We start from the raw sequence: 11,612 nt of genomic DNA on the forward strand, positions 1-11,612 counted from the left end.
CTATTCGCCGCCGATGACGGGTCAGAGCGCGGGCGCGGCCTCGTCTGCGGCCACCGGGTCGACCGGTGCGGTCTCGTCGACCGGTGCGGTGTCGTCGGCGGGGGCAGGCTCTGTCGGAAGGGCGGTCTGGTCCTCGGTCACGGGCTCTGCCGGAGGAGCGGTCTCGACGGGAGCGGCCGGGGCCTCCGTCTCGGGTGCCGGCGTCTCAGGGGACGCCTCGGCGTCCGGGGACTCGGTCGGGGCAGCGGGTGCTGCCTCGTCCGTCGGCTCGGGGATCGGCGCGATCGCGTCGTCCGGAGTCGGCTCGGAGGGTACCGTCTCGGCGGGATCCGCAGCCGGCCCTCCGCACGAGGGGGCGAGGGCCACGGAACCGAGGGTCACCCCGAGAGCCGAGAGGCTCGTGGTCGTCGGCAGCATCGGACCGGACGCCGTCACGTAGTGGACCTCGAGGGGCGCGCTGAGGAGAATCTGGACGAGACCGGGGCGCAACTCGATCGTGCCGGTCCCTGCGTCACTCAGCGACGTGCCGTCGACGCCGCCGCGGCGTCCGCCGAGCAGCGCTTCGATGTCCGCGCCCGGTTCGCCGGACACATTCACGGTCACATAGGTGACAGCGCGTGCGTCGAGGCAGATGCTCGCGAGGCTGACTTCGATCGGAGTCGTCGGCGCGGCCGGTTCCGTGGGGGTTTCGCCGCCGGGGGTTTCTCCGGGGTTCTCGCCGGGGGTTTCGCCGCCGGGGGTTTCTCCGGGGTTCTCGCCGGGGGTTTCGCCGCCGGGGGTTTCTCCGGGGTTCTCGCCGGGGGTTTCGCCGCCGGGGGTTTCTCCGGGGTTCTCGCCGGGGGTTTCGCCGCCGGGGGTTTCTCCGGGGTTCTCGCCGCCGGGGGTCTCTCCGGGGTTCTCGCCCGGGACCTCGCCATCGGGGTTCTCGCCGTCGGGGTTCTCGTCGTCAGGCTCTTCGTCCACGGGAGGGGACGTGGACTCGGGCAGCGCCGGCGCGGTCGACTCGGTCGGCGCCGGGGGTGAGACGATCGCCGGCGCGATGTCCTCAGCGGGCTGGGGGGTGACGGGTGCTTCGACGGGCGGGGTGACGGGCTCGGGCTCGGTCTCCGCTTCATCGACGATCGGCGTCTTGTCGTCGGACATCGACTCGTCGGGCCCGACGTCTGCACTGATCGACGAGGAATCGCTGTCGCCGGCACTCGGCATCGATGCCGCGGGCGTCGCGCCCGTGAGGCTCGGGATGATTGTGGCGGCCGCCACGACGCCGGCGACCACGAGGGCCGCCGATCCTGCGCTGACGAGCGCACCGACTCCGCTGAAGATGCCTCCGGTCGCCGTGCCACCGGCTCCGCCACCGGTCGCTGTGCCTGCGCCGGTCGCGCCGGCTCCACCGGTGCCGCTCGACGATCCGGCGGCGGCTGCTCCGCCTCCCGCAGCCACGACAGCTCCCTCGGTGATCCCCGAGGGCATGGCCGCGAGCGCGACGATGGGCATACCGCCACCCTGGAGGGTGGCGAGGTAGCCTGCGGAACCCGTGACGCCGAGGACGAGCGGCAGCAGCACGAGGGCCAGCCGCTTGGAGACGTCCTTCGCTTCAGCGGCGACGATCATGCAGCGTGCGCACTGGTCGAGGTGCTGCTCGAGACGGTTGTGGTCTCGCGTGCTGAGGTTGCCGCGCGAGTAGGCACCCAGGTGCTCGATGGTCCACCGGCAGTCGGAACCTTCGGCCGCGCTGCGGAGGTGAGCCTGGATCCACGCTTCGCGAAGTCCTTCACGCGCTCTGAAAGCCAGCTGCGAGACGGCGCCGGACTTCATACCGAGCAGGGTCGCGGCCTCCTGCGGCTTCATCTGCTCGATCTCTGTGTACCAGAGCACTTCCTGCCAGCGGGAGGGCAGGCTGCGGAACGCCTGCGCGGTCAGGCTGCGATCGAGGGCCTCGTTGGCCGCCTGGTCGGTGCTGTCGGGATCGGCGACGGAGTCGAGCTCGTCGATGGCGGACTCGCGTCGAGAGCGGCCCCAGGCGGCGGCGGTGTTGCGGATGCTCGTGAACAGGTAGGCGCGGAACGATCCGTTCGGTCCGCCGCCCTTGATGATCGCCTGATAGATGCGGGTGTAGGACTCCTGCACGAGGTCGTCGGGGTCGATCGACGACGTGATCGATCGCGCGACCGACATGCCGGAGGGATAGTGCCGCCTCCACAGTTCGCCGAAGGCCGCCGCGTCACCCGAGCGGGTGCGCAGGACGAGATCGGCGTCGGCGATCGTTTCCTCGTGTGAAGTGCTGTCCTGATCCACTGTCATCCATCTGTCGTGGAGCGCGAGTGCGCCTCCACATGAAGAGACGCGTGAACCCCATTTTCATCACGCGTCATCTCCATTCTCTCTCCTATCTCTCAGGCTTGCCACCCCTTCTCGAAAAGTGCTCGCAGAAGACCGGGGGCGAATAAAGACCTGATCACGGGCAGATCAGTCGGGCGCGCGGAAGAACCGTGAAAAAAGATCTGAGAAATCGCGTAATGAATCGGCGTCGACGTCGTCTCATCACTAGAGACAGCCATGGGGCTCCACCGGGGGGCGGAGCTCAGGCGCTGGTGCAAGGGGTAAGTGCACCGGCATGGTGGGTCGGGCACCTCGGGGGAGGAGCGCTCGGCCCGCCAGCTCTCGCAACGTGGGGGGAATTGTGACGGGGTCGCCGATCTGGGGAACGGCGGCCCCTCACCCGCACCGGGCTACGGCCGGTCGCCGACCCACACGCGAGCGACCTGCAGCTGTGCGTTCAGCAGCACCGCGTCAGCGACGAACCCGACCGCCAGGCGACCGATCCGGTCGCCGTATCCGATCGCTCCCGCCGGTGTCTCGGTGAGCGCCCGGACGGCTTCCGTGAGAGGTGCGCCCGCCGCGGTCGCCCTGCGCAGCGCCACGTCGAGGGTGAGCGTCGACCCCGCGATCGATCCCGTGTCGTCCGCGCGCGCGATGCCGTCGAGGACCGTCACGCTCACCGCACCCAGGTCGTAGTGCCCGTCGGCGCTGCCGGCAGCCGCCATGGCATCCGTGATGAGTGCGACGCGACCGGGTGCCGAGTCGAACACGAGCTTGACCACGTGCGGGTCGAGGTGGATGTCGTCGGCGATCACCTCGAGCACCACGCGGCGGTCGGCCGCCGCCGCCAGTACCGGCCCCGGCGCTCGGTGATGGATTCCGGGCATGGCGTTGAAGGCGTGGGTCAGCACGGAGGCGCCGGTCTCGAATGCCGCGTCCGCAGTCGCGGCATCCGCACTCGTGTGTCCCACCGCTGCGACAGCGCCGGCGTCCACGATCATCCGGATCGCCTCGAGACCGCCGGGGAGCTCCGGTGCGATCGTCACCTGCCGGATCGTCCCGCGGCCGGCGTCGAGCAGGCGGGCGACGTCGTCTCGTGTCGGAGTGCGCAGCAGCGACGGCTCGTGGGCTCCGTGGTGCGCCGGGTCGAGGAACGGCCCTTCCAGATGCGAACCCAGGATGTCGGCATCCGACTCCATCAGGTCGGCGATCTGCGCCACGCGTCGAGCGAGGGCGTCGACGGGGGCGGTGACGAGGGAGATCACCGATCGTGTCGTGCCATGAGCGCGGTGCAGAGCGCGAGCCGAGCGGATCGCCTCCGGCCCGTCGTCGAACGACGCTCCGGCGCCGCCGTGGCAGTGGATGTCGATGAATCCGGGTGTGAGCACGGCATCCGGCCCGGCGACGACGGTCGCGTCGACGACCTCATCGGCGGGGGCCCACGTCTGGCCGGTGCCGAGAGCGGCGACCCTCCCGTGTTCCATGCGAACCCAGGCGTCCGCGACCTCGACGCCGTGGTCGATCAGTCGGGCCGAGTGGATGACGACCGATCCCGTCGCTGTCGAAACGGATGTCATCGCTCGCTCCAGGGGATCTCGTCTGCGGGGTGGAAGTCCACGCCCTCAGCCTTCCACAGCGGGGCGAGTGCGCCGAGTCGCCCGCGGAACGACTCCCAGTCCCGGCCGTCGGCGTCGCGCGGTGACCACGCGACCTCCGCCTGAGCGGCGGCCCGCGGAAAGACCAGCTGCTCGACCTCGCTCAGGGTGCGGGTGGTCTCGCTCCACAGCGGAGCCTCGATGCCGAGGATCGCGGACTCCGGGACGTCGAGCACAGCGGTCGGCTCCCACTCGTACGCCCTGCGGACATCGATGATCGCGGCCCAGGTGAGTCCGAGCGGAAAATCCTCGGTGTACTTCATGTCGAGGTAGGCGACGTCGGCGGTCGACATGATGAGCGCCCCGCCACGCTCGACGAAGTGCGCCGCCTCCTCAGCGTGCGATCCCTCGGGCGTCGTCTTGCCCCAGTACTGGCCGATCGTCCCCTCGGCGATGTCCTTCGCTGCGCCCACCTCGTGCCAGGCGACGGGGATCTTGCCCTCCTCGAACACGATCGCGGTGGCGCGCTCGACGAACAGATCGAAGTCCGCCTGCGGGGTGCCGAGGGACTCGTCGCCGCCGATGTGGATGTACGGACCCGGGGTCATCTCGGCGAGCTCGCGCACGACGTCACGGACGAACTCGTAGGTGCGTTCTTCATGGATGCGGACGCTCGAGTGCCCGACGCCCCACCCGAGATAGGGCTCGCCTGCGACGGGGAGCGGCTGCCCCAGGCGCGCCGATTCGGCGATCAGGCTGTCGTTCATGATCGGATCCTCGACGAGCTCCGGATACGCGACGCCGATGGCGTGCGTGTGACCGGGGAGGTCGATCTCAGGGATCACGACCATGTGCCGCTCAGCGGCGTACGCGACGATCTCGCGATAGTCGTCCTTCGTGTAGAAGCCGCCGGGGTCGCCGAGGGAGGCCGTGGACGAGGCGAGCTCGGTGAGCTTCGGCCACGAGTCGATCTGGATGCGCCAGCCCTGGTCGTCGCTGAGGTGCAGGTGCAGGTGATTGAACTTCAGGGCACTGGTGCTGTCGATGAACTTCTTGACCTCATCGACGTCGAAGAAGTGACGCGTGACGTCGAGCATGACGCCGCGACGTGCGAATCGTGGCGCGTCGGTGATCTCGGCGCGCAGGAACGCCCATCCCTCGCCGTCCTCGCGGAGCAGCTGCAGCAGCGTCTGCACGCCGTAGAAGAGCCCTGCCTCGGCGCCGCCCACGATCTCGACGGAGTCGCCGACTGTGAGCCCGTATCCTTCGGGCGCAGTGGCGGGGTCGATCCGCAGGACGATCGTCGACCCGGTGCCGGCGCCGGTGCTGTCCGTCGAGTGCGACAGCCGGATGCCGCTGCGGCGCGCGACGGCGTCGATCAGCTGGGCCGCCGCGGGGGAGTCGCCGATGACTCGCAAGCCGTCGGAGACGGGCAGCCGACCATCGACGGCGATGGAGGAAGCGGGAAGAGGAACAAGGGGCATGGAATGGGGAAGGACCATGAACAAAACCTACCGTGCGCAGAGTCGGCAGCACAGGGAAATCCGCTATGCTTTCTCACGTCGCGACTGGCGTCTGGGTGGACTACCACCGGGGAGCGACTGACCACGGAATTCGACCGCGCGCCTGGGCCGATAGGTACACCCTTCGAATCCGTTGTCAGAGGAGCATGTCATGACCGACCGTTACTTCAACGCCCCACTCTCCGAGGTCGACCCCGAGATCGCACAGGTCCTCGACCGAGAGCTCGCACGGCAGCAGACGTTCCTCGAGATGATCGCATCCGAGAACTTCGTGCCCGTCTCCGTGCTCCAGTCCCAGGGCTCGGTGCTGACGAACAAGTACGCCGAGGGATACCCCGGCCGTCGTTACTACGGCGGCTGCGAAGAGGTCGACGTCGCGGAGGAGCTCGCGATCCAGCGCGCCAAGGATCTGTTCGGCGCGGAGTTCGCCAACGTCCAGCCGCACTCGGGAGCATCCGCGAACGCCGCCGTGCTGCACGCGATCGCTCGGCCCGGCGACACGCTGCTCGGCCTCGCGCTCGACCAGGGCGGTCACCTCACTCACGGCATGAAGATCAACTTCTCCGGCCGTCTGTACGACATCGTCGCCTACGGCGTCGACCCCGAGACCTCGACCATCGACATGGACGAGGTGCGTCGCCTCGCCCTCGAGCACAAGCCGAAGGTCATCATCGCCGGCTGGTCGGCATACCCGCGCACGCTCGACTTCGCCGCCTTCCGTGCGATCGCCGACGAGGTCGGCGCGCTGCTCTGGGTCGACATGGCGCACTTCGCCGGCCTCGTCGCCGCCGGCCTCCACCCGAACCCGGTGCCGCACGCGCACGTCGTCTCGTCGACCGTGCACAAGACGATCGGCGGCCCCCGTTCGGGCTTCATCCTGACGAACGACGCCGACCTCGCGAAGAAGCTCAACACGGCTGTGTTCCCTGGGCAGCAGGGCGGCCCCCTGATGCACGTGATCGCCGCGAAGGCGACGGCGTTCAAGCTCGCGGGCACCCCGGAGTTCAAGGAGCGCCAGGAGCGCACGCTGCGCGGAGCGTCCATCCTCGCCGAGCGTCTCTCGCAGCAGGATGTGAAGGATGCCGGCATCGGAGTGCGCTCCGGCGGCACCGATGTGCACCTGGTGCTCGTCGACCTGCGTGACGCCGCGATCGACGGCAAGCAGGCCGAGGACCTGCTGCACGACATCCACATCACCGTCAACCGCAATGCGGTGCCGAACGACCCGCGACCGCCGATGGTCACCTCGGGTCTGCGCATCGGGACGCCGGCACTCGCCACGCGCGGCTTCGGCGACGCCGAGTTCACCGAGGTCGCCGACGTGATCGCACTCGCGCTGCTCCCCGGCGCCGACGTCGAGGCGCTCCGTGCGCGTGTCGATGCGCTCGCCGCAGGCTTCCCGCTCTACCCGGACCTGCAGCAGTGACCGCGAAGATCCTCGACGGCAAGGCGGCGTCGGCCGCGATCAAGGCCGAGCTCACCGAACGGGTCGCCGCGCTGAAGGCGAAGGGCGTGGTGCCCGGCATCGCGACCGTCCTCGTCGGAGCCGACCCGGCATCTCAGCTCTACGTCGGTATGAAGCACCGTCAGTCCGAGGCGATCGGGATGAACTCGATCCAGCGCGAGCTGCCGGCCGATGCCACCCAGGCCGACGTCGAGGCGCTGATCGACGAGCTCAACGCCGATCCGGACTGCCACGGATACATCGTGCAGCTGCCGCTGCCGAAGCACATCGACACGGACGCGATCCTCGAGCGGATCGACCCGGCGAAGGATGCGGACGGACTGCACCCGACCAACCTCGGTCGACTCGTGCTCAACGTCAACAACCCGATCCACACCCCGCTGCCGTGCACGCCGCGGGGTGTCATCGAGCTGCTGCTGCGCAACGGCTACGACTTCGCCGGCAAGCACGTCGTGGTCGTCGGACGAGGTGTGACGATCGGTCGCTCGATCGGCCTGCTGCTGACGCGCCGCGACCTGAACGCCACGGTCACGCTCACGCACACCGGCACGGTCGACATGCCGCGGTACCTGCGGGAGGCCGACGTCATCGTCGCCGCCGCGGGCGTCAAGCACCTCATCCGCGCCGAGGACGTCAAGCCGGGCGCCGCCGTGCTCGACGTCGGCGTGACCCGCGAGACCGACCCCGAGACGGGCAAGAACCTCGTGTTCGGAGACGTGCACCCGGATGTCGCCGAGGTCGCGGGCTGGGTGTCGCCGAACCCGGGCGGAGTCGGTCCGATGACCGTCGCCCTGCTCATGACCAACGTCGTCGAGGCGGCGGAACGCCTGGTCTGACCGTCGCCGGTCTCGATCTGCATCGTCGGTCCCGATCCGTGGACCTCCCCTTCCGATCCGCCTGCGGATCGGGGTGAGGCCCGGGATCGGGACCGTCTGCGTTCAGCCCAGCTCGTCGAGCATCCGCCGCTGCTCCGGGGTCAGACCGTCGTGGAGCTCCTCCCGCGCCTCCGCGGCGGCGGTCGTCTCCGGGGCGGGCGTGGAGGCTGCGGGCGCCGGCTTGCGGCGCGACACCTTGCCCTGCACGGCGTCGTACAGCTCGCCGGCCTTCGCCCGCAGCCTGTCGTCGACCTGGTCGTAGATCATCCAGCCGAACAGCAGGAAGAGCGGCGGGAGCGCGTAGCTCCAGAAGCCCGAGGCGCGGACGCCGCTCAGCCAGACGACGGCCACCCAGATGAGCAGCTCGACGAGGTAGACGAGGACGTACTGGACGACCTTCTCGCCGGTTCTCGTGCGATCGGCCGCGGACTTCGCCGCCGCGTTGCGGAACGCCGTGGTGAGCAGCGGCTTCACGAAGAGCGCCGCGAGCGTCAGGATGACGGCCGCCCACAGCGCGGTGAACCCGACAGAGACACCCGACGACAGCAGGCCGATGAGCAGCAGCACCGCGACGTTGAACACGTAGAGTGCGGCGAACCGGACGATTCCGTTCTTCATCTGACCAGAATTCCACACACTCTCGGATGCCGTGGCATCTCCGTGCGGAGCCTGGTGGGGATCAGCGTGCGGGAAACGCGCGTTCGACCGCATCGACCACGGTGCCGTAGACGGAGTCCCACGGGACGAGCGGGGGAGTGACCCCGGCGAGTTCGAGGCTCACGGCTCCATGCACCTGCGCCCAGACGGTGAGAGCGGCGGCCATGACCTGCGGTTCGTCGACGCGGGCCGCGAGCGCGCGCACGAGCGGCGCCATCGCCGTGCTCATGGTCGCGTCATCGGGGCGGCAGTCCTCGGTCGCCACTGCGCCGCCGAACATGAGGCGGTAGAGCGCGGGATTCTCCATCGCCCACGTCCGATACGCGAATCCGAGTGCGCGGAGCCCTTCCGGTTCGGCCGTGGCCTGCGCCTCGCCGAACGACGCGAAGCCGTGCTCGATGACCGCGACGAGCAGTTCGGTCTTCCCGCCGAACAGCGCGTAGACCGCTGAGGTCGAGGTGCCGGCGTTCTGTGCGATGTCGCGGAGACTGATCCGCTCGGGGCCCTTGTCGTCGACCATCTCGGCCGTCGCGTCGAGCAGGCGGTCGCGCAGGGCGTCGTCGTACAGGGGAGGTCTTGCCATGGGATCGATCTTATCGTAACGTTGTTGCATAACGCAGTTACGTAACGATGTTCCAAGGAGAGCGCATGACTCAGCACGTCTTCCCCGGCAGGTTCACGGCCGCTCCGGAACGATCGGATGTGACGGTCTTCCTGATCGGGATGCGAGCCAATCGGTGGTGGCAGCTCGGCAGGGTGTGGCGCACGGCCAGCAAGATGCCCCCGATGCTGCAGCATCTCGCGACGCACCCGGAGGCGGGGATGCTCGGAGTGCACAGCTGGTTCGGTCGCACGACGATCCTGCTGTCGTACTGGGAGAGTCCGGAGCATCTGCAGCGGTTCGCCGCCGACCGCGACGCCCCCCATCTGCAGCCCTGGCGCGACTTCATGCGCACGCTGCAGGGAACGGGGAGTGTCGGCGTGTGGCATGAGACCTATCAGGTGCCGACAGCGGATCTGGAGGCCGTCTACGTCGACATGCCGGCATTCGGACTCGCGGCGGCGACCGCGCACGTCCCCGTAGGGCCGGGCATGAAGACGGCGCGCCAGCGGATGGGTCGCTGACGCGCCGGCATCATCAGAGCTCAGCCCTGGGGGTGCAGGCTGCTCTCGATGTTCGTGATGCGAGCCTGCTCGTCGAAGCGGAAGGTCGCAGTGCCCGTGCCGTCGGCGACCGTGGCCCCCGAGAACGCCTCGTCGGTCCACGTGAGGTTCCACCCGGCGAGACGGGCGGCGTCCCAGACCGCCGTCCGGGCATCAGGCAGAGCCAGGCCCGAGAGGATGCGCGGAAGGGCGATGGAGGCTGCGGCGACGGTCAGGGCGGGGAGCGGCGCATCGAGCAGGAAGACGGCGTACGTGCCGCCGCCGACCGGCGCGAGGTAGTAGGGCGCTCGACCGGTGAGCTCGACCGCGACCGCGCCGACCGTGTGGGCGGCTGCGGTGATCCAGTCGGCGTCGCCGGTGGCGTCCGCGGGGAAGGGGAGCTCCTGCTCGCTCAGCTCCGGGATGCCGTGCTCCCTGCCGTAATCGCGCAGCTGGCCGGCGATGCCGGCAGGGTCGCCCTGCGGGTGCGCCCACGCCCAGAGCAGCGAGCGGGGACCGGGGGCGATCGTCGCGACGAGGTGGGCGCGAGCCACGAGCCGGCGCGTGGCATCGGCGTTCGAGGTGAAGGTGAGGGTGCCCGCCGCCATGTCGGCATCCCATCGATTGTCACCGAGGTCCTCGAGGGCGGTGGCCAGGGAGTCCTGACGGAGGGCGGAGAACAGTGCGGCACGGTCTGCGAGCGGCTGGAGCGCGGCGAAGGTCATGCCCACAGTCTCGCCCGGGTTGCTATGAATCCGCCAACTCCGAGCGCGGGGACAGTGCATCGGAGGGGCGGCCCATCCGCCAGACACTCGGTACCACCAGTGTCACGGCGGCGAGCACGGCATAGAGGATCCCCGAGGTGACCAGCACCGTCTCGACATCGCTGCGGGTGATCAGCCAGCCGTAGACGAGGGTGCCGATCGGCATCACGACGAAGCTGCCGAGCATGTCGTAGCTCGAGACGCGGGACAGCTTGTCGCCCGGGATGTTCTCCATCATCGCGAGGTTCCACCCGGTGCTGAACACCTCGGCCCCGGCGCCGGCGAGGAAGGCGGCGATGGCGAGCAGCACCACCGCGGGGTGCACGCCGAGGACGGTGAGCGGGATCGCGAACGCGGCCATGCCGATCATGCCGTAGCGCAGGGGGCGTTTCAGCGGGAACCACATCAGGACGAGGGTCATGAGCAGGATGCCGACGCCTTCGGCGCTGACGACCCACCCCCAGCCGGCGATGCCGAGCCGTTCGTCGTTCTTGGCGATGTACGGACCGACGACGCCCCACGCGCCGATGTGGATCGCGTTCATGACCATGAAGGCGAGAACGATGACCCACAGCCACGTGCGACTCCAGAACTCCTGCCACCCGATCCTGAGGTCGTGGAACATCGTGGTTCCGCCCGCATGATCAGGCGGAGGCAGTCGGACCATCGCCAGGACGGGGATCGCGATGACCCAGCCGATCGCCTGAACGACCATGGCCCAGGCGGGGCCGGCCGCGGCCACGACGATGCCCGCGATGATCGGGCCGCCGATCGTGGTCGCCGAGCGCACGAACGACAGCATCGCGTTGGCCTGCTGCAGGTGCTCGGGGGAGGTCAGCTGCGGGATGATCCCCTGCATGGCGGGGAGCACGAACGCGGTGGACGCACCGTTCACGACCGACAGCAGAGCGAGCAGGGGAACCGTGGCTGTGCCGCTGAACAGGAGGGCGGCCATCGCGCCCACCGTCAGGATGTCGATGACGTAGCAGGACTGGATGATCAGCGCGCGAGGCAGCCGGTCGGCGATCACGCCGCCGAAGAGCAGGAAGACGATGTTGCTGACGGTGAAGGCGGCCAGGACCAGGGAGAGCGAGCGTGCGTCGTTGTCGATCTCGAGCACGGCGAAGGCCAGCGCGATCGACGACATCGACCCTGCGATCAGAGTGATGGCGCGGGCGAGGAAGAACCAGCGGAATCCTCGGTCCTGCATCGCTGCGAGGGCGCGGATCATGACGGCTCGTCGCTGCTCTGCATCCGTCAATCCTGCCACT

10 protein-coding genes and 1 riboswitch are annotated in these 11,612 nt (G+C 69.2%); of the genes, 3 read left to right on the forward strand and 7 right to left on the reverse strand.

Features of this window, described 5'->3' with window-relative positions; all coding sequences use genetic code 11:
* Positions 1-21 precede the first annotated feature (21 nt).
* From BEP68_RS12130 to BEP68_RS12140, 3 genes are all read right to left on the reverse strand, one after another.
* Positions 22-2,301, reverse strand: coding sequence for a sigma-70 family RNA polymerase sigma factor (locus BEP68_RS12130; RefSeq protein ID WP_187250106.1), 2,280 nt, complete (start codon positions 2,299-2,301; stop codon positions 22-24).
* Positions 2,302-2,729: 428 nt separating this feature from the next.
* Positions 2,730-3,896 carry an N-acetylglucosamine-6-phosphate deacetylase gene (nagA, locus tag BEP68_RS12135; RefSeq protein WP_053095400.1) on the reverse strand — a complete coding sequence of 389 codons (1,167 nt, stop codon included), beginning with the start codon at positions 3,894-3,896 and terminating at the stop codon, positions 2,730-2,732.
* Complete coding sequence (locus tag BEP68_RS12140) at positions 3,893-5,416, reverse strand: family 20 glycosylhydrolase (protein ID WP_187250107.1); 1,524 nt, start codon at positions 5,414-5,416, stop codon at positions 3,893-3,895. The genes nagA and BEP68_RS12140 overlap by 4 nt, the downstream gene beginning before the upstream one ends.
* 52 nt (positions 5,417-5,468) lie before the next feature.
* Positions 5,469-5,553, forward strand: a riboswitch (ZMP/ZTP riboswitch).
* A 35-nt stretch (positions 5,554-5,588) separates the two neighbouring features.
* Here BEP68_RS12140 and glyA point away from each other — a divergent pair.
* Together glyA and BEP68_RS12150 are read left to right on the forward strand one after the other, a co-directional pair.
* Positions 5,589-6,863 carry a serine hydroxymethyltransferase gene (gene glyA / locus BEP68_RS12145; protein WP_053095402.1) on the forward strand — a complete coding sequence of 425 codons (1,275 nt, stop codon included), beginning with the start codon at positions 5,589-5,591 and terminating at the stop codon, positions 6,861-6,863.
* The gene (locus BEP68_RS12150; protein WP_056277410.1) at positions 6,860-7,738 is read left to right on the forward strand and encodes a bifunctional methylenetetrahydrofolate dehydrogenase/methenyltetrahydrofolate cyclohydrolase; all 879 of its coding nucleotides are present in this window, start codon (positions 6,860-6,862) and stop codon (positions 7,736-7,738) included. The genes glyA and BEP68_RS12150 overlap by 4 nt, the downstream gene beginning before the upstream one ends.
* 102 nt (positions 7,739-7,840) lie before the next feature.
* Here BEP68_RS12150 and BEP68_RS12155 read toward each other — a convergent pair whose 3' ends face one another.
* Both BEP68_RS12155 and BEP68_RS12160 read right to left on the reverse strand, forming a co-directional pair.
* Positions 7,841-8,395 carry a hypothetical protein gene (locus tag BEP68_RS12155; protein WP_053095404.1) on the reverse strand — a complete coding sequence of 185 codons (555 nt, stop codon included), beginning with the start codon at positions 8,393-8,395 and terminating at the stop codon, positions 7,841-7,843.
* 61 nt (positions 8,396-8,456) lie between these two features.
* A complete protein-coding gene (locus BEP68_RS12160; RefSeq protein ID WP_261987829.1) occupies positions 8,457-9,017 on the reverse strand; it encodes a TetR/AcrR family transcriptional regulator in 561 nt (186 codons plus the stop codon).
* 65 nt (positions 9,018-9,082) lie between these two features.
* Here BEP68_RS12160 and BEP68_RS12165 point away from each other — a divergent pair, with 65 nt between their 5' ends.
* Complete coding sequence (locus BEP68_RS12165; RefSeq protein WP_056277414.1) at positions 9,083-9,559, forward strand: DUF4188 domain-containing protein; 477 nt, start codon at positions 9,083-9,085, stop codon at positions 9,557-9,559.
* A gap of 20 nt (positions 9,560-9,579) precedes the next feature.
* Here the strand turns inward: BEP68_RS12165 and BEP68_RS12170 are convergent, their stop codons facing one another.
* Complete coding sequence (locus BEP68_RS12170; RefSeq protein WP_187250108.1) at positions 9,580-10,302, reverse strand: DUF6882 domain-containing protein; 723 nt, start codon at positions 10,300-10,302, stop codon at positions 9,580-9,582.
* A gap of 22 nt (positions 10,303-10,324) precedes the next feature.
* Entirely contained in the window at positions 10,325-11,572 is a 1,248-nt protein-coding gene (locus BEP68_RS12175) for an MFS transporter (protein WP_187250109.1), read from the reverse strand.
* Between the last annotated feature and the right edge of the window lie 40 nt (positions 11,573-11,612).

The sequence above is a fragment of the Microbacterium sp. 4-7 genome, assembly GCF_014332665.1.
Lineage (GTDB): Bacteria > Actinomycetota > Actinomycetes > Actinomycetales > Microbacteriaceae > Microbacterium.

Bases quoted from the DNA above. Each gene is read 5' to 3' on its own strand.
- BEP68_RS12155 (WP_053095404.1), bottom strand. From the start codon at position 8,395: ATGAAGAACGGAATCGTCCGGTTCGCCGCACTCTACGTGTTCAACGTC.
- BEP68_RS12160 (WP_261987829.1), bottom strand. From the start codon at position 9,017: ATGGCAAGACCTCCCCTGTACGACGACGCCCTGCGCGACCGCCTGCTC.
- BEP68_RS12170 (WP_187250108.1), bottom strand. From the start codon at position 10,302: ATGACCTTCGCCGCGCTCCAGCCGCTCGCAGACCGTGCCGCACTGTTC.
- BEP68_RS12130 (WP_187250106.1), bottom strand. From the start codon at position 2,301: ATGACAGTGGATCAGGACAGCACTTCACACGAGGAAACGATCGCCGAC.
- BEP68_RS12175 (WP_187250109.1), bottom strand. From the start codon at position 11,572: ATGATCCGCGCCCTCGCAGCGATGCAGGACCGAGGATTCCGCTGGTTC.
- BEP68_RS12165 (WP_056277414.1), top strand. From the start codon at position 9,083: ATGACTCAGCACGTCTTCCCCGGCAGGTTCACGGCCGCTCCGGAACGA.
- BEP68_RS12140 (WP_187250107.1), bottom strand. From the start codon at position 5,416: ATGGTCCTTCCCCATTCCATGCCCCTTGTTCCTCTTCCCGCTTCCTCC.
- nagA (WP_053095400.1), bottom strand. From the start codon at position 3,896: ATGACATCCGTTTCGACAGCGACGGGATCGGTCGTCATCCACTCGGCC.
- glyA (WP_053095402.1), top strand. From the start codon at position 5,589: ATGACCGACCGTTACTTCAACGCCCCACTCTCCGAGGTCGACCCCGAG.